Here is a 16,930-nt window from a genome sequence, read left to right as displayed (position 1 = left end):
GCTGCGCTCGCAATGACGGCAGTAAGTCTAGGCCTCAGTACGCGTTCTCGTTCTTGGTCAGCAGCGAGAACGGGGTCTTGAGCAGGATGTAGAGGTCGAACAGCACCGACCAGTTCTCGATGTAATAGAGGTCGAATTCGACGCGCTTCTGGATCTTCTCGTCGGTGTCGACCTCGCCGCGCCAGCCGTTGATCTGCGCCCAGCCGGTGATGCCGGGCTTGACGCGGTGGCGGGCGAAGTAGCCGTCGACGGCCTCGTCGAACAGGCGGTTTTGCAGCTTGCTCTGCACGGCGTGCGGACGCGGACCGACCAGCGAGAGATTGCCCTTGAGCACGACGTTGAACAGCTGCGGCAGTTCATCGAGCGAGGACTTGCGGATGAAGCGGCCGACGCGGGTGACGCGCGGATCGTTCTTGGTCACCACCTTGGAGGCGGTGGGATCGGCCTGGTGATGGTAGAGCGAGCGGAACTTGTAGACGTCGATCCGCTCATTGTTGAAGCCGAAGCGCTTCTGGCGGAACAGCACCGGGCCGGGGCTGTCGAGCTTCACCGCAAGCGCCACCAGGCCGAGCACCGGCAGTGCCGCAAGCAAGGCCAGGCCGCCGACCACGCGGTCGAACAGCCATTTGAGCACCAGATCCCAGTCGGTGATCGGCGCCTCGAACACATCGAGTGTCGGTACCTTGCCGACATAGGAATAGGAGCGGGGGCGGAAGCGCAGCTTGTTGGTATGAGCCGACAGGCGGATGTCGACTGGCAGGACCCAGAGCTTCTTCAGCATCGCCAGGATGCGGGTCTCGGCCGAGATCGGCAGCGCGAACAGCACGAGGTCGACGCGGGTGCGGCGGGCGAATTCGACGATGTCGTCGACCTTGCCGAGCTTCGGTGAGCCGGCGCAGGTCTCCATGGCGCGGGCGTCATTGCGGTCGTCGAACACGCCGAGCACGTGGATGTCGGAATCATCGTCGGCATTGAGCGCCTCGATCAGTTTCTCGCCGTTCTGGTCGGCGCCGACGATGATGGTGCGGCGGTCGAGCCGGCCATCATGCGCCCAGGCGCGTACCATCGAGCGCAGCGCGAGCCGTTCGGCGATCAGCACCGCAAGGCCAACGCAGAAGAACGACGACAGCCAGAACCGCGAGACCTCGCCGCCGAGCTTGACCAGGAAGGAGACCCCGATGAACAGAAGGAACACAAACGCCCAGGACGAGATCATCCGCGTCATCTGGCGGAGCTGGCCGCGAAAGATCTGTACCTGGTAGATATCCGCGGCCTGGAAGCAGACCACCGCCGCAGCCGACATGCCGAGGATCGATGCGATATATCCCCAATGGATGGCGATCGGCCTGACATAGGCAAAATAGAGTGCGACGCCGACCAGGCTGAGCAGCACGAAGTCGGCGAGGCGAACCACGCCGGCGATCACGACCGGCGAGTAGGCGCTGCGGACTTTCTGATTGGTAATAGCGAGCGCGGCCGGCGAGAGGCGGCGGCGGCGTTCGACCTGCGGCTGAGCGGCCGTCGCAGACGCAGCGGCATCCAGCATCGAGCGTGCGTTAAACGGTTCCACGAGTCCACGTCCATTTCTGCGCGTGCAGATGGGCATCCGCGCGCAGCACCGAAATTCCCCTGGATATGAGTTAAGGGGACAAATCGGAAGAAACGGTTACGTGTGTAAGAAATGGTTAACGTTTGGCAAATGCGTCGCGATAGCCGGCCAGCACGCCCTCGACCATTGCGCTCTGCGAGAAATGTTCGGAAATCCGTTCGCGGAGTTTCTGCGCGCGCGCAGCGGTCGCCGTGGGATTGTCGAGTGCGGCCTTGATGGCGTCGGCCATCGCGCCGGCATTGCTGGGCGCGAACAGCGCGTCGGTTTGGGTATCGAAGATCTCCGGGATGCCGCCGACATTGGCTGCGATCATCGGAACACCGGCCGCGCCGGCCTCGATCACCACATAAGGCATCGAATCGCCACGCGAGGGAACCACCAGAACGCTGCCCTTCGAGAAGCCGTAACGCGCCTTGACGTGGCCGATGAAGCAGACGGCGTCGCCGAGCGACAACCGCTTCACCTGCTCCTTGAGCCGCTCGAACTCCTCGCCGTCGCCGCCGAGCGTCAGCGTCACCGGCTTGCCCTCGGCGCGCAGTTTCGCCACCGCATCGATCAGGAGGTCGGCGCCCTTGATGCGCCGGAATTCGCCGACATAGGCCACGTCGGAGGCGTCGTCGGCCTTGGGAACCGGTTCGAATTCCTCCGACGTGACGCCGTTGAAGACGCAGCGGACGAGGCCTGAGGGCTTGCCCACCGTGCGCTGATACGTGTCGCGGGCGAACGCGCTCTCGAACAGGAACAGGTCGGTGCTGTTCATCAGCGTACGCTCGAGCTGGCTGTAGAAGCGGCCCTTCCAGGTGTCGAGCGGATAGTGCAGCGAGCCGCCGTGCGGCGTGTAGACCCGGATCACCTTGTCCGATCGCCGCCGCAGCCGGACATAGGCGCCGGCCTTGGCGCCATGACCATGCACGACATCGGGTTTCAGCTTCCGGATCAGGCCGGCGATATGCGCCCAGACTATGAAGTCGGCGAAGCGCGGCTCGCGGCGGATAGCCACCCGGTGGACGCCGAGCTTGAGGCGCGGCTCGATCTCTGCGAGGACCGCGTCGGCCCGCGTGCCGCCGGTCAGGCTGTCGGCGACGATGCCGACATGGTGGCCGCGTTCGATCTGGCCGTTGGCGACATCCAGGATGTGACGGATGATGCCGCCGACGGGGGCGCGGACGACATGCAGGATGCGGAGCGGCCGTTCCTGATTTTGATCCTGTGCCATCGTTCAGAACCAGCGTTCGCCGACGAAGACGGTATCGCCGGGCCCGATCGGCGTGCCCAGGGGAGCGACGAAGCGGCCGGCGTCCGATGCATCGGTGTGGGTGAGGGTGACCTCGTCGCGCCTGGCGCGCGGCGAGAAGCCGCCGCCGATCGCCACTGCGCTCTCGACCGTCATGTTGGGTACATAGGGATATTGGCCGGGGGCCTGAACTTCGCCGAGGATGAAGAATGGCCGGTAGGATTCGATCTCGACCGCCACCGAAGGCTCGCGGATGAAGCCGTTGCGCAGCCGTGCGGTGATCTCGGCGGCAAGCCCGGCAGGCGTCCGGCCGCGTGCTGGCACCGAGCCGATCAGGGGCATGGTGATCGCGCCGGCCGCATCGATCGCATAGGAATTGGTCAGGCCCTCTTGGCCATAGACCACGACGCGAAGCCTGTCGCCGGGGCCGAGATTATAGGCCTCACGCGTCGGCGCGGGATCGGCATAGGCCACGGCCATCGGCGCTGGCGCAGCAAAGTCTGGCTGCCCATACGCCATCGAATCGAGGGCCGGGTCACCGGCAACCGGCGACGTTCGGCCCATGCAGCCCGACAACGCGAGCGCAGCAATCAGACAAACGAGGGGAGCGCGCAGGTCGCGCATGTGAGGAATCCCGCAACAATATCGGCGTCGATTAACGGCACTCATGGTTAACAAACGATGACGGCCGGTGGTGGCCGCCGCATCCACCAACTCCGCCGATTAACCCAGCAGCAACCTTAATGGACTGTAATCGCGGCCATTGAGATGGAATCGCGGCGTCCGCGGGAGTTCGTTATGCGTTTTGCATTCTGGCGTAGAGGCAAGGAAAAGGCCGCGGTGCAACGGGCGTTGCCGAAGTCTGCGCCGGTTGCCGCCGAAGCCGTTGCGAGGCCGGCTGCACCGATATCAGCTCCTGACGAGCCGACGCGTCCGGCGGAGACGACGGATATCGATCTGCATGTGCTCGGACGCGCGCTGGCGCGCAAGCGAAGCTGGATCATCGTGCCGACCGTGCTCGTGTTTGCGGTGTCGCTTGCCGCCGTCAACGTCGTGACGCCGCGCTACAAGTCGGAAGCGCGAATCCTGATCGACAATCGCGAGAACGCCTTCCTGCGCCCGAACGGCGAGCGCGACCTCGAACGCACCTCGCTCGACGCCGAGGCCGTGACGAGCCAGGTCCAGCTTTTGCTGTCGCGTGATCTCGCTCGTGACATCATCAAGAAGAACAATCTCGCCGAGCGCCCGGAGTTCGATCCGGTGCTGCGGGGCTTTTCCCCGCTGAAGTCGCTGCTGGCGCTGTTCGGCATCGGCCGTGACCCGTTCAGTCTGACCCCGGAAGAGCGGGTGCTCGATTCCTATTACGAGCGCTTCCAGGCCTATGCGGTCGACAAGTCGCGCGTCATGGTGATCGAATTCCAGTCGGAGGATCCCGAGCTTGCGGCGCGCGTCGCCAACTCGATTGCCGACGGTTATCTGGTGTTGCAGCAGGCGGCGCGGCAGGACCAGGCCAAATCCGCCAGCACCTGGCTATTGGGCGAGATCGACAAGCTGCGCAGCAAGGTCGCGGAAGCGGATTCGCGGGTCGAGGAATTCCGATCCAAGTCGAGCCTGTTCGTCGGCACCAACAACATCCCGTTGTCGAACCAGCAGATGGGCGAGCTGAACACGCAGCTCAACAATGCCCGTGCGCTGAAGGCGGACGCCGAGACCAAGGCGCGGCTGATCCGCGAAATGCTTCAGGGCGGCAAGCCAATCGAGGCCTCCGAAGTGCTCAATTCCGAGCTGATCCGCCGGCTCGCCGAACAGCGCGGTACGCTGCGCGCGCAGCTCGCCGAGCAGTCGTCGACGCTGCTCGACAACCATCCGCGCATCAAGGAATTGAAGGCGCAGATCGCCGACCTCGACCGCCAATTGCGCGAGGAAGCCGGCAAGATTTCGCGCTCGCTGGATAACGATGCCCGCGTCGCCGATGCTCGCGTCCAGGCGCAGCAGGCGGGCCTGGATCAATCGAAGAAGCAGGCGTCGTCGAGCAACAGCCAGGACGTCCAGCTGCGCGGATTCGAGCGTGAAGCCAAGGCGCAGCGCGATCTGCTGGAAGCCTATCTCGCGAAGTATCGCGAGGCGACCGCACGCGAGAACATCGAGGCGGCACCGACCGACGGCCGCATTATCTCGCGCGCCACGGTTTCGAACACGCCGGCCTATCCGAAGAAGCTGCCGATCGTGCTGATCGCCACGCTGGCGACGCTGTTGCTGTCGTCGGGCATCATCATCACCGGCGAGCTGCTGCGCATCTCCGCGCCGGGCGCGGTGGGCCGTGCCTTCGCACCGGCCGCCGCAGTGATCCGGCGCCGCGAGCCGGTCATGGAGACCGCAACTGTCGACGAGCCGGCACTGACGCTGCCGCCTGAACCTGAGCTCGCGTCGCCGCTCGCGCCCAGCCTGTCGCCCGAGCCTGATCTGAGGCCCGAACCCGCCGTTGCATATGAGCCCGTCATCAACGATCCGCAGCCTATGCCCGCCCGGACGGCCAACGAGATCGATGAGCTGGCCGAGCGTCTGGTCGCGGCCGGTCCCGCCGCCCACAAGGTCACGGTGCTCGGCCCGGCCGCCGGCGAGAGCGTCACGCTGACTGCGCTGACGCTGGCCCGTCTGATGGCGCGTCAGGCCAAGGTCGTGGTGGTCGATCTCGTCGCGTCTTCACCCGCGCTGACGGCGGCAACCGTCGATCCCGGCGCGCCCGGCCTTGCCGAACTTATGCAGGGTGAGGCGACGTTCGCACAGATCATCACCAAGGATCGGCAGTCGCGGGTTCAGATCGTCAGCGCCGGTCGTCCGGGCTTCGATCGCTCGCATCTGCAATCGCCGCGGCTGGCGCTGGCGATCGATGCGCTGCTCCGGGTCTACGACCACGTGCTGCTCGACGCCGGCACGGCCGTCGACCTGCCGGCCGAGCTGCTGACCGCAAAGGCGCAAGCTGTCGTCGTGCCCGACGCTGGAATGGCGCAGGATGCCCGGCGCTCGATGGTCGATCAGCTCAGGGCCGTCGGCTTCTCCGAAGTCACGATGCTGAGCAAGCCCTGCGCGCCGTCGGAAACGGTCGTGACGGGTCCGCGCGTGGTGGCGGCCTGACGAAACCTTCAAGGCGCGATGAGCTCAGGTTGAGTCGTCATCGCGCTTCTCTTCGGAGAGCGCCTCTCGCCTCTAGATGGCGCCTCAGTGCGCGAGCATGGGCTCACGCGCGGCCCGCTCGAGGACGGGATCGATCCGCAGCCTGATCGTGACCAGCGCGCCGATCAAGCCGACGACCGCGAGCAGCAGCAGGCCCGCGGTGAATCCACCGGTCAGGTCCTTCAGATAGCCCATCGCGAACGGGCCCGCGAAGCCGGACAGATTTCCGAGTGAATTGATCGCGGCAATGCCCGCCGCGGCCGAGGCGCCGTTCAGGATGCTCGCCGGCATCGGCCAGAACATCGGCGGCACCGCCGAAACGCCGATCTGCGCGATGCAGAGCAGGCCGATGATCAGCACGGGACTGGAGACCAGTCCGGCCAGGCCAATGCCGACGGCGGCGAGCACGAGTGCGCCGGCGACATGGTAGCGCCGCTCACCGGTCTTGTCGGAATGGCGGCCCAGCAGCACCATGCCGACCGCGCCAAACACGAAGGGCAGGGCGGCGATGAAGCCTGTCTGGGTGTCGGTGACGCCAAACGCCTTGATGATGGTGGGCAGGAAGAATGCGACGCCGTAGCTGGCGGCGTTGAGGCAGAAGTAGACGAGGGCGCAGGAGAGCACCCGCGAGTCGGTGAGCGATTGCATGACCGAGATGTGCTCCACGGCTTCCTTCTTCTGCCGCTCGATCTCAAGCGTGTTCTGCACCCATTTGATCTCGTCGGGCTGCAGCCAGCTCGCCTGACGCGGGAAGTCCGGCAGCATCGCCAGCACGGCGAAGCCGACCAGCACCGACGGCAGTGCTTCGCAGATGAACAGCCACTGCCACCCGGTCAGACCGCCTCCGGACAGGTTGAGCAGCAGGCCCGAGATCGGCGCCCCGATGATGCTCGAGATCGGGATCGCGAGCATGAACAGGCTGATGACGCGGGCCCGATAGATCGTCGGGAACCAGAGGGTCAGATAGAAGATGATGCCGGGGAAGAAGCCGGCCTCGCAGGCACCGAGCAGCAGGCGAAGGAAGTAGAAGATCCATTCGCTCGAGAGGCCGCTCGCCGCGGACATCTGCGGGATGAACGCGAACGCCGCCGAGACGATGCCCCAGCTGATCATGATGCGGGCGATCCAGCGCCGCGCGCCAAACCGTTCCAGAAGGATGTTGGAGGGCACTTCGAAGAAGAAGTAGCCGATGAAGAACAGGCCCGCGCCGAGCCCGTAGGCGGCTTCGCTGAGCCCAAGCGCCGTGTTCATGTGCAGCTTGGCAAAGCCGACATTGACGCGATCGAGGTAGGCCACGAAGTAACACAGGATGAGGAACGGAATCAGCCGCCGCATCATCTTTCCGATTGCGCGCTTCTCGACATCGTCGCTCATCGTTCCCATCCCTTCCGGTTTTTCGATTCGGCGCACGGTGATCGCGCTGTCCGGGCGGCACCTTCGTGCAGCCGCAGCGGTTCGTCGCCTTGCCCTTGCAAGTATTGCATTCATTGTTGTGTAATCGACCGCCGCGTGACTAATGGCATTTGGGAATGGAGCCACGGCGAAACTGTCATGATGCACCGCGGTATGAACGCGGGAACCCTGGAGCGTTTTCCAGCGAAATGGATGCCGGTTCGCGGCAGGAAAAGCGCGTCAAGATAGATTCAAGAGCCAGGATGGTGGCGGGCCGTGATCAATAATCTGAAATTGCGCCAGTTGCGCCTGCTGGTCGCGCTCGACAGCGAGCGCAAGCTGCAGCTGGCCGCCGAGCGCCTCAACATCACCCAGTCGGCGGCATCCAAGATGCTGGCCGAGATCGAGGCCGTGGCACGGGTTCCGTTGTTCGAGCGGACGGCGCGCGGCGTCGAGCCGACGGCCTATGGCTCGATCCTGATCCGGGGCGGCAGGAGCGTGCTGGCCGACCTTGACCGGGTCACCAATGAATTCGCCGGTTACCGGTCCGGCGAACTCGGCACCGTGTCGGTCGGAACGGTCGCCAAGCCCAGCATCGACCTCGTCGTCGATGTGATGCAGTATCTAGGCGAGAAGCTGCACCGGGTGAACATTTCGCTCGATGTCAGCACCAGCCCGCCGCTGGTTGCGCGGCTGCTCGCGCTTGAGTTGGATTTCATCGTTGCGCGGATACCCGCCGGCGTCGATCCCGGGCAGTTCGACTATCACGAGATCGGCGCCGAGCAAGCCGGCCTGCTGGTTCGCGCCGAGCATCCGCTGGCCGCGCTCGACAGCGTCAATCTGGAAGACACGGTCGACCTCCAATGGATTTGCCAGCCGCGGGAATCCTTCATGCGCCAGGCGCTCGAGCGGCTGTTCCACAGCCGGGGCATTGCGCCGCCGCAGCGCATGATCAACACCGAATCCTTCTCCGCCTCGATCGGAATTGCCGCAGGGATCGATGCGATCGTGCCGGTGCCCCTCTTGATCTTCGATCTGCTCGATCCGCAGCGCTTCAAGATGCTGCGGATCCGCGACCAGCTGATGCTCGAGAGTTACGGGCTGATCAAGCTGCGCAGGCGGGCGCTGTCGCCGGCCGCGATGCTGGTGTTCGATGCGATGATGCGGCTTGGCGTCGAGAGCGGACGGCAGGCGTCCGACAGCTCTATCTAACGTCGCACCGTGGGCGTCCTCAGCGGAACATGCTGCGCAGGTTCTGCGCGATTTCGAACAGCGCCGGATTTTGCTTCACGGCGTGCTTGGCGCGGCTTATGGCCGAAAGCGCGCTTGCCGCCGGCTTGCCGCGCAGGCTGAGCGGAACGAAGCTGTCGACGATCGCTTCGTCGTCCTTGCAGAACAGCCGCTTGTACTCGTCCGAGCCGATGCCGAGGTCGAAGGCGCGGTAGTTCATGCCGGCATGGCGATCGATGATGTCGCGCATCAGGATCAGGCCGGGGCTGAACTTGGAGTTGGCCGACATCGTGTAGGTGTTGAACATCATCGAGAACCGATGACCGTCGGAGACACCGGCGTAGATCGCAATCACTTCCTCGTCACACTCCAGCGCGTGGATGTCGATCGCGTAGCCCTTGCCGTCGGCACGCGGCGCAAGGCAGGCGCTGCGGATGAACTGCTCGACGCCGGGCTCGGCGAACACGTCCGGCAGCTTCTGCTCGGCCATGCGCTGCGGCTTGACGCGGAAGAACCAGTCGAGCAGGCGGCAGACGTCGGCGCTGTCGGCCGCGACGTGATAGCGGTAGCCGGGCAGCGGCTGCAGCTTGCGTTCCTTACCCTTGAGGCGACGGCGGAACGAATTGCTGATCAGCGCTGCGGGCGCGGCGCCGGGCTCGATCACAAGCAGCGGACAGTCGTTCACCGAAGCCTGGTGCGGCAGCAACGCCAGTGGATTGGGTTGGTCCTGCCAGCGCAGCGGCTGCTGGCACAACACGAGCGCGTCGACGCGGGACCGCTCGGCAATCGAGCTCATCAAAGCCGTGATGTCGGCTTCGGTTGCGTTGGCGGCGAAGTCCTTGTCGTACAGCGCCATGTTGAAGGTCGCATGCTTGCCGCCCATGAAGCTCGCGCAGTTCGCGCCCAGGCGAGACTCGATGGCAAGCGGCAGCAGCAGCAGCGGACGGCGTTCGCTGTCATGGGCCACGACGATGAAGGGCCGCAGCCCCTCGCGCTCGCCGACCTGGCGTTGCCAGTTGGCGAGGAAATCGAAACGCTGATAGGGCGTGTAGCTGTGTTGCGGTGTCTCGAGACTGCGCCAGGTCGCCTCGGCGGCAGCGAGATCATGAAAGATGTCGACGCCGGCGACGCGAATTGCGTTCGACCATGGTCGCGTCCCCGCCGTCTGGCCTTCAACTGCCGCCGCCATGATCATCTCGGAACCCAAATTTTTTAAGGTATTAATTTACAGGTCTCGGCTGGGGCCGACCTTCGCAGGGAAATGTCAACAAAGAGTAATAAGAATGGCTCGGCAGGGGGCTTGGCGGCGTGTGTGGGAACCGCCGGGCAGAGGCGGGGATTTTGGCGCCGGACAACAGGATTTTGCGGCGGGCCCGGATGGAGCTTGCCTATTTCAGCGGCGCCTTCAGGTTGCGGGAACGCGAGGCCGGGGGCGCCGGGGTGATCCTGCGCTTCGCGCGCGTCCGTCCCGCGCGCCGGGCCCGGTTCCAGCCGCTGAAGTTCGAGGAGATCACGCCTGCCTTCCTCGATCGCACCATTCGCGCGCTGAAGCGCTGGAAGTACGACATCGTCGGGATCGACGAGGCTTGCCGCCGCGCGGTGACCATGCCGGAGCGCCGGCGCTTTGTCTGCCTGACCTTCGACGGCGCCAGCAAGGACTTCGTCACGCATGGCTATCCCGTGCTCGCCAGGCACGGCGTCCCCTTTACCCTCTATCTGCCGACTGCTTTCCCGGATGGCGTGGGCGCGGCGTGGTGGCTTGTGCTCGAGGACATCATCGCCCGCGAGAGCCGCATCAGCCTTGTTATCGACGGCAGGGAGCGGCACTTCGTGGTCTCGAGCCTGTCGGACAAATACGAGCTGTTCGATTTCCTGTCCGGCTGGCTGCGCAAGCTGTCGCCGCCTGATTTGTCCTATGCGGTGAACGATCTCAGCCGGCGCTATTCGGCCGATGCGGCGCAATTGTCACGCAACGCGTCGCTCGACTGGCAGGATCTGGCGAAGCTTACGGATGATCCGAACGTGACGTTCGGCAGCGCGACCGTGAACTATTCCGTCCTGTCCAATCTCAGGGATAGCGACGCGCAGCGCGAGATGGCGATGGGGAAGGCGGTTGCCGAGAGCGCGCTTCGGCGCCCGATCAAGCATTTCGCATTCCCCTTCGGGGACCGCGACGCATTCCGCCGTCCGCATGTCGTGATGGCCGAGGAGGCCGGCTTTGCCAGCGCGGTGTCGACCATATCAGGGGTGGTCGAGGCGCAGGGGCGCACCAATCTCTACGCGCTGCCGCGCGTCGCATGGGACGGCCGCGTGCGGTCGCTGCGGATGATGCGCGTGCTGCTCTCGGGCGTGATGTTCGCACCGGTGCGGCCGACCCGGCACGGGCGCGACGAGGGCGCGATCTAGGCGCGGTCGGGCCGCGACATCCAGGAGACGATCGGCATCGCCGGCAGCACCCAGCCAAGTCCCGCGACGACATAGAAAATCGCCTGGAGCAGTCCTGAATTGGCGAGCCACGGGGTCTGGGCGATCGTCATGCCAAGCAGCGACCACACCACGACCAGGATCAGCAGGAAGATGGTTCCGAGCAGTTTGCGGGTGCGTATGGCCATGGCGGAGATGTAAACTCGTGATCCAGAGTGCTTTCGCGCGAAGTGGGTACCGGTTCGCGCTAGAAAACGCGTCAAAACAAGGTTCTGGAGCTCGTTCCGGATCGATCGGAACGCGGCTCCGGGCGGCGCTTGCGCGGCCGGCGCGGCGGACTATAAGGGGCCCGAAAATCCAATCAAGTCAGGGCGAAATGGCCGGTATTTCCGCACAACCATCGCAGCTCCGCGCCGTCAGGGTCTGGCTGATCGCGGTCGCCGCCCTGATCGCGCTGATGGTCCTGGTCGGCGGCGCCACGCGGCTCACCGAGTCCGGCCTGTCGATCGTCGAATGGAAGCCGGTGACCGGCGCGCTGCCGCCGCTGACCGAGGCGCAGTGGACGAAGGCCTTCGAGGGCTACAAGACCATCCCGCAATATCGCGAGCTCAACGCCGGGATGACACTTGATCAGTTCAAGACGATCTTCTGGTGGGAGTGGAGCCACAGGCTGCTCGGCCGGGTGATCGGCGCCGCCTATCTGCTGCCGTTCCTGTATTTCCTGTGGCGCGGCGCGGTGAGCGGCGAGCTCGGCCGGCGGCTGTGGGTGATCTTCGGTCTCGGTGCGCTGCAGGGCGGCGTCGGCTGGTGGATGGTGGCGTCCGGCCTCTCGGAGCGCGTCGAGGTGTCGCAATATCGGCTGGCGACGCATCTGGTGTTGGCGCTCCTGATCTTCGCGGCGATCGTCTGGACGCTGCGGCGCTTGACGGACCGTCCGTCGGTCATTGCACCGGTCAGGCTGAAGATCACGAGCGCGGTGCTACTCGTGCTCACCTTTGTGCAGCTCTATTTCGGCGCGCTGGTCGCCGGCCTGCGCGCGGGCAGGGTCTACAACACCTGGCCCGATATTGACGGCGGCTTCATTCCATCGGCCGACCGTCTCTGGTTCGAGACGCCGTGGTGGCGCAATCTGTTCGACAACACGCTGACGGTGCAGTTCGAGCACCGCATGACTGCCTATCTGCTGTTCGGGCTGGCGATCGCGCATGCGATCGATGCCGTGCGCGCCCGCTCCGGAGGTGCGGTGATAGCGGGCGCCTGGTGGCTGGTGGCCGCGATCACGCTGCAGGCGACGCTCGGCATCCTGACGCTGCTGCATCAGGTGCCGATTGATCTGGCGCTGACGCACCAGGCCGTCGCGATCGTCGTGCTGACGCTCGCGGTGCTGCAGGCCGAGCGCTTCGCGGCGCGGCGGACCGAACGGGACCAGCCGAATCTGGTTCCGGTCGGCCAGTCGCTTTGATCCATCAGGACAGATAGTCGAGCCCGATATCGAGCGTGGCCGAGCTGTGGGTTATCCAGCCGGCCGAGATCAAATCGACGCCGGTGGCGCCAATCGCCGCGGCGGTCGCAGTCGTGATGCGGCCGGAGGCTTCGGTGAGCGCCTTGCCGCGCGCCATTGCTACCGCCTGGCCGAGCTGCTCCGTCGTCATGTTGTCGAGCAGGACCGCGTCGACGCCGAGTGCCAGCACCTCTTCGAGCTGCGCCAGCGTGTCGACCTCGACCTCGATCTTGACGAGATGACCGGTATTGGCCTTGGCACGTTCGATCGCAGGACGGACACCGCCGGCGAGCGCGATATGGTTGTCCTTGATCAGCACGGCATCGTCGAGACCGAAGCGGTGATTGCCGCCGCCGCCGGCGCGGACCGCGTATTTCTCCAGCGCGCGCAGTCCCGGCGTGGTCTTGCGGGTGCAGACGATCTGCGCGCGCGTACCTGCGACGGCTTTGACGAGCGTGGCGGTTGCGGTCGCGACGCCGCTCAGATGGCAGAGGAAGTTGAGCGCGGTGCGCTCCGCGGTGAGCAGGCTGCGGGCCGGCCCGTCGATGATCGCGATGACATCGTCGGGTTCGACAGCGCTGCCGTCGGGCCGCTCGGCGCGCAACTCGACCGCCGGCGACACCGTCTGGAAGACGGTGCGCGCGATGTCGAGCCCGGCGATCACGCCGGGCTGTCGCGCCCGCATCACCAGCCGGGCCTGCTGGCTGGCAGGTACGATGGCGTCTGCCGTGATATCGCCGGCGCGGCCGAGATCCTCGCGCAAGGCGGTTTGCACGATCGGCTCATACAGCAGCGGCAACAGGGGATTGAGGGTCATGAGCGGGCACTCCTGGCTGATAGCTTGGATTCAACGATGTCGTGCGCGGCGGCGAGCGCTTCCGCACGGGTGAGGGAAGACGGCGCTGCCGACAAAGCGGTGTGGGGGAAATCGGTGCGGAAATGACCGCCGCGGCTTTCCTCGCGCCTGATGGCGGCAATCGCGATCATCAATCCGACCAAAGCTGCGTCGGATGCCGCACTGGGACTGCGTGCGAGCGGATAGAGGCTCCGGATCGCGCGTGCGATACCGTCGTGATCGCGCAGCACGCCGAGCCCCTGGGTGAGGATCGGACGTACGGCGGAAGGATCGGAGGCGGGCGGCATCGTGTGTTCGCTCAACATCGCGCGTGGACCTGCGCTGACGCCTTCGATGCTCTCGGCGACCCAACGCGCGCAGACGATCGCTTCCATCAGCGAGTTGCTGGCGAGCCGGTTGGCGCCGTGCAGCCCGGTGCGCGCGGCCTCGCCGCAGGCCCACAGGCCTTGCACCGTGCTACGGCCATAGCCGTCAACCGCGATGCCGCCCATGTGGTAGTGGACCGCCGGCCGGATCGGGATCGGATCGTTTGCGGGATCGATGCCGGCCATCTTGCAGAACGCGCTGATCACGGGATAGCGCTGCGCAAAATCCGCGCCCGGATGCTTGCGCGCATCGAGGAAGGTGCGATGTCCCGCAGCGCGGTGACGCCAGACGGCGCGCGCGACGATGTCGCGTGGCGCGAGCTCGGCGCCGGGCTGATCGGCCATGAAGTGCTGGCCGGTCTCGTCGATCAGGGTCGCGCCGTCGCCGCGGATCGCCTCGGTCAACAGCGGCATCGGCCGTGACGGCCCGTCGAAGGCGGTCGGATGAAACTGGACGAATTCGAGATCCGACAGCTTTGCGCCGGCATGGGCGGCGAGCGCGAGCCCCTGGCCGAAACATCCGCCCGGGTTGGTGCTGTCTGAAAACAGCCCGCCGATGCCGCCGGTCGCGATCACGACGCGGTTGGTGGCTATCGTTAGCGTACCGCGGTCGCTGGCTGCGAGCACGCCCCTGACGGCATTGTCCTCGACGAGCAGCCGGCGCGCCTCGACGCCTTCCAGCAATGTGATCGATGGCGTCTGGCGGACCGCCGCGATCAGCGCGCGCATGATCTCGCGGCCGGTGCCGTCGCCGGTGGCGTGCACGATGCGGTTGCGGCCGTGCGCGGCCTCGAGCCCGAGACGCCAGCTGCCGTCGGCGCGGCGGTCGAAGGCGACGCCGAGCTCGGCCAGATGCTCCACGGCGGCAGGCGCGGCGTGGACGATCCGGGATGCTGCGGCCGCATCACAGAGGCCGGCGCCGGCGGCGAGCGTATCGGCGAGATGCAGGGCAGGAGTGTCATCCGCGCCGACCGGCGCGGCGAGGCCACCCTGCGCCCACATGCTGGAGGCTTCCGCGCCGAGCGGCGATTTCGACAGCAGCACGACCGGCTCGGGCGCGAGCTGGAGCGCGGTCATCAGCCCCGCGGCGCCGCCGCCGATGATCACCGGGCGGCCGTTGAGATCGGAGATATCAACACTCATATCGCCAGCATCCTTTCGACGCTCTTGCGCGCGCGATCGGCGATCGCGGGATCGATCGTGACCTCGTGCTGATTGGTCTCCAGCGCGTGGCGGATGTTCTTCAGCGTGATCCGCTTCATGTGCGGACAGAGATTGCAGGGCCGGACGAAGTCGACATCGGGATTGCGGGCCGCGATGTTGTCGCTCATCGAGCATTCCGTCAGCAGCACCACACGCGGCGGACGCTTGGTCTCGACGAACGACTGCATCGCAGCCGTCGAGCCGGAAAAGTCCGCTTCGGCGACCACCTCGGGCGGGCATTCCGGATGCGCCAGAACGGTGACATCGGGATAATTCTCACGCAGCTGACGCACGTCGTCGGCGGTGAACAGCTCATGCACCTCGCAATGGCCCTTCCAGGCGATGATCTTCTTGCTGGTCTGCTTGGCGATGTTCTGCGCCAGATATTCATCCGGCAGCATGATGACGCGCTCGGCGTCGAGCGATTCCACGATCCTGAGCGCATTGCCTGACGTGCAGCAGATGTCTGACTCCGCCTTAACCGCGGTCGACGTGTTGACATAGGCAATCACGGGCGCGTCCGGGTAGCGCGCGCGCATCAGCCGCACGTCGGCTGGCGTGATGGAGTCCGCCAGCGAGCAGCCGGCCTTGAGGTCCGGGATCAGCACGGTCTTGGCCGGGTTCAAGAGCTTCGCCGTCTCGGCCATGAAGTGCACGCCCGCGAGCACGATGACATCGGCGTCGACCTTGGTTGCTTCACGCGCGAGCAACAGGCTGTCGCCGACGATATCGGCGACGCCGTGGAAGATCTCCGGCGTCTGGTAGTTGTGCGCCAACACCACCGCGTTGCGGCGGCGTTTCAGTTCGAGGATCGCGTCGACGTCCTCGGCGAAAGTAGCCCATTCGAGCGGTGGGATGACGCGCTTGACGCGCTCATAGAGCGGCGCGGTGCGGGTGAGCAGATCGGTATCGAGTGCAACCATTTATACTCTCCTTGAGCATAAGATGGCTTATACTTATCCTGAGCATAAGGCATGTCAAGTGCGCGAAAGCGGGAGCTTGGTGCCGGCGACGGCCCGTTCGGCCAAGACGGCGTGGCGGAAGCGGAACAGCTTGGCCGGCCGTCCGACGGTATCGGCGGCCATTGCGCCAGTCTCTTCAACGAGTTCCTGCTGCTCGATGAGCCGGCGGAAGTTCTGCTTGTGGACCAGCCGGCCTGCGAGCGCTTCAACACTGCGTTGCAGTTGCAGCAGGGTGAACTCGGCCGGCATCAATTCGAATACCACCGGACGGTATTTGATCTTGGCACGCAGCCGTGCGATTCCGGTCGCGAGGATGCGGCGATGATCCGCCGACATCGGCTTGCCCGGCACGATCGGCGCCTCGCGGTCATGCGCGCGCCCGGCTTCCGGGATCAGCAACGCCTCGTAGAGCAGCTCGTAGCGCTGCAACACCAGTTCCTCGTTCCAGCCACGATCCTCGAGGCCGAAGGTAATGGCGCAGCGCTGCCAGCGCTCGCGCTGCAGCGTTGGTGACGGTGCCGCCTTCGCCCACGTCTTCAGCTTCGGCGCGATCATCTTCGCAAGGCAGACCGGCGTGCCGGCGCGATGATCCTCCCAGGGAAAATAGTCGTACCAGCCGGACCAATGTGCCTCAAAACCTTCGCCGACCTGGTCCTCGCGGGTCAGGCCGAGATAGCTGATCGAGACGCTGTGCGGCGTCCTGGCGTCGCCGGACCGGCCGCGGTCGGCAAAGGTGTAGAGCTGCTCGACATAGCCGAGCGGATGGCCAGTCTGCGCCTCGACCCAGGCGCGCAGCGCGGTCTGCAGCGAGCGATGGGTGAACTCGAACGGCCCGCTCGGCAGCGCGGAGCCGCCGGCGATGGTCATGATCCTCGGCGTGCCGTCGGTGACGGCGACCAGCACCGCGACGAGGTCGGCGGTGACAGCGTTGCCCGAAGCCGGTGCGCTGGTTTTCTTCTGCGGCGATCTGGCCACGCGCG

Annotated in this window: 14 protein-coding genes; 4 read left to right on the top strand and 10 right to left on the bottom strand. The window is 65.6% G+C overall.

The genetic code is table 11. The annotated features are described in order from the left end of the window. Positions 1-34: 34 nt before the first annotated feature. From ACVIGA_RS01635 to ACVIGA_RS01625, 3 genes are all read right to left on the bottom strand, one after another. Positions 35-1,570 carry an undecaprenyl-phosphate glucose phosphotransferase gene (locus tag ACVIGA_RS01635; protein WP_456665057.1) on the bottom strand — a complete coding sequence of 512 codons (1,536 nt, stop codon included), beginning with the start codon at positions 1,568-1,570 and terminating at the stop codon, positions 35-37. Positions 1,571-1,685: 115 nt separating this feature from the next. Next, positions 1,686-2,825, bottom strand: coding sequence for a glycosyltransferase family 4 protein (locus tag ACVIGA_RS01630; protein WP_456665056.1), 1,140 nt, complete (start codon positions 2,823-2,825; stop codon positions 1,686-1,688). Between the two features lie 3 nt (positions 2,826-2,828). Beyond that, complete coding sequence (locus ACVIGA_RS01625) at positions 2,829-3,467, bottom strand: polysaccharide biosynthesis/export family protein (RefSeq protein WP_456665055.1); 639 nt, start codon at positions 3,465-3,467, stop codon at positions 2,829-2,831. Between the two features lie 174 nt (positions 3,468-3,641). Between ACVIGA_RS01625 and ACVIGA_RS01620 the strand changes: the two genes are divergently transcribed. Beyond that, a complete protein-coding gene (locus ACVIGA_RS01620) occupies positions 3,642-5,978 on the top strand; it encodes a GumC family protein (protein ID WP_456665054.1) in 2,337 nt (778 codons plus the stop codon). An 84-nt stretch (positions 5,979-6,062) separates the two neighbouring features. On the opposite strand, the gene ACVIGA_RS01615 is transcribed toward ACVIGA_RS01620, so the two are convergent. Beyond that, positions 6,063-7,400 (bottom strand): MFS transporter, encoded by a 1,338-nt coding sequence (locus ACVIGA_RS01615; RefSeq protein ID WP_374707966.1) that lies wholly within the window; start codon positions 7,398-7,400, stop codon positions 6,063-6,065. Positions 7,401-7,685: 285 nt separating this feature from the next. Here ACVIGA_RS01615 and ACVIGA_RS01610 point away from each other — a divergent pair, with 285 nt between their 5' ends. Continuing rightward, positions 7,686-8,621: a LysR family transcriptional regulator gene (locus ACVIGA_RS01610; protein WP_456665053.1), complete on the top strand. Its 936-nt coding sequence runs from the start codon at positions 7,686-7,688 to the stop codon at positions 8,619-8,621. A gap of 19 nt (positions 8,622-8,640) precedes the next feature. On the opposite strand, the gene ACVIGA_RS01605 is transcribed toward ACVIGA_RS01610, so the two are convergent. After that, entirely contained in the window at positions 8,641-9,834 is a 1,194-nt protein-coding gene (locus ACVIGA_RS01605) for a GNAT family N-acetyltransferase (RefSeq protein ID WP_456665052.1), read from the bottom strand. Positions 9,835-10,016: 182 nt separating this feature from the next. Here ACVIGA_RS01605 and ACVIGA_RS01600 point away from each other — a divergent pair, with 182 nt between their 5' ends. After that, the gene (locus tag ACVIGA_RS01600) at positions 10,017-11,045 is read left to right on the top strand and encodes a polysaccharide deacetylase family protein (RefSeq protein WP_456665051.1); all 1,029 of its coding nucleotides are present in this window, start codon (positions 10,017-10,019) and stop codon (positions 11,043-11,045) included. Here the strand turns inward: ACVIGA_RS01600 and ACVIGA_RS01595 are convergent. Then, positions 11,042-11,251, bottom strand: coding sequence for a DUF2842 domain-containing protein (locus ACVIGA_RS01595; protein ID WP_050422561.1), 210 nt, complete (start codon positions 11,249-11,251; stop codon positions 11,042-11,044). The two genes, ACVIGA_RS01600 and ACVIGA_RS01595, sit on opposite strands and share 4 nt — an antisense overlap. A 188-nt stretch (positions 11,252-11,439) precedes the next feature. Between ACVIGA_RS01595 and ACVIGA_RS01590 the strand changes: the two genes are divergently transcribed. After that, positions 11,440-12,525, top strand: a complete 1,086-nt coding sequence (locus ACVIGA_RS01590; protein ID WP_456665050.1) for a COX15/CtaA family protein — start codon at positions 11,440-11,442, stop codon at positions 12,523-12,525. A 4-nt stretch (positions 12,526-12,529) separates the two neighbouring features. Here ACVIGA_RS01590 and nadC read toward each other — a convergent pair whose 3' ends face one another. Genes nadC through ACVIGA_RS01570 form a run of 4 tightly spaced genes read right to left on the bottom strand, consistent with a single transcriptional unit; the run spans position 12,530 to position 16,925 of the window. After that, positions 12,530-13,381 carry a carboxylating nicotinate-nucleotide diphosphorylase gene (gene nadC, locus ACVIGA_RS01585; RefSeq protein ID WP_456665049.1) on the bottom strand — a complete coding sequence of 284 codons (852 nt, stop codon included), beginning with the start codon at positions 13,379-13,381 and terminating at the stop codon, positions 12,530-12,532. Beyond that, entirely contained in the window at positions 13,378-14,928 is a 1,551-nt protein-coding gene (locus ACVIGA_RS01580; protein ID WP_456665048.1) for an L-aspartate oxidase, read from the bottom strand. The genes nadC and ACVIGA_RS01580 overlap by 4 nt, the downstream gene beginning before the upstream one ends. After that, on the bottom strand, positions 14,925-15,911 hold the full coding sequence (gene nadA / locus ACVIGA_RS01575) for a quinolinate synthase NadA (protein ID WP_456665047.1): 987 nt from the start codon (positions 15,909-15,911) through the stop codon (positions 14,925-14,927). Before nadA ends, ACVIGA_RS01580 begins: the two co-directional genes overlap by 4 nt. 54 nt (positions 15,912-15,965) lie before the next feature. Beyond that, on the bottom strand, positions 15,966-16,925 hold the full coding sequence (locus tag ACVIGA_RS01570; RefSeq protein ID WP_456665046.1) for an NUDIX hydrolase: 960 nt from the start codon (positions 16,923-16,925) through the stop codon (positions 15,966-15,968). Positions 16,926-16,930: the final 5 nt, after the last annotated feature.

It is taken from the genome of Bradyrhizobium sp. USDA 3240 (assembly GCF_054063295.1).
This window is presented reverse-complemented; position numbering and strand designations above follow the sequence as displayed.

Coding starts and splice junctions, on each gene's coding strand:
- ACVIGA_RS01630 (WP_456665056.1), bottom strand. CDS start 2,825: ATGGCACAGGATCAAAATCAGGAACGGCCGCTCCGCATCCTGCATGTC.
- ACVIGA_RS01625 (WP_456665055.1), bottom strand. CDS start 3,467: ATGCGCGACCTGCGCGCTCCCCTCGTTTGTCTGATTGCTGCGCTCGCG.
- ACVIGA_RS01620 (WP_456665054.1), top strand. CDS start 3,642: ATGCGTTTTGCATTCTGGCGTAGAGGCAAGGAAAAGGCCGCGGTGCAA.
- ACVIGA_RS01615 (WP_374707966.1), bottom strand. CDS start 7,400: ATGGGAACGATGAGCGACGATGTCGAGAAGCGCGCAATCGGAAAGATG.
- ACVIGA_RS01605 (WP_456665052.1), bottom strand. CDS start 9,834: ATGATCATGGCGGCGGCAGTTGAAGGCCAGACGGCGGGGACGCGACCA.
- ACVIGA_RS01600 (WP_456665051.1), top strand. CDS start 10,017: ATGGAGCTTGCCTATTTCAGCGGCGCCTTCAGGTTGCGGGAACGCGAG.
- ACVIGA_RS01595 (WP_050422561.1), bottom strand. CDS start 11,251: ATGGCCATACGCACCCGCAAACTGCTCGGAACCATCTTCCTGCTGATC.
- ACVIGA_RS01590 (WP_456665050.1), top strand. CDS start 11,440: ATGGCCGGTATTTCCGCACAACCATCGCAGCTCCGCGCCGTCAGGGTC.
- nadC (WP_456665049.1), bottom strand. CDS start 13,381: ATGACCCTCAATCCCCTGTTGCCGCTGCTGTATGAGCCGATCGTGCAA.
- ACVIGA_RS01580 (WP_456665048.1), bottom strand. CDS start 14,928: ATGAGTGTTGATATCTCCGATCTCAACGGCCGCCCGGTGATCATCGGC.
- nadA (WP_456665047.1), bottom strand. CDS start 15,911: ATGGTTGCACTCGATACCGATCTGCTCACCCGCACCGCGCCGCTCTAT.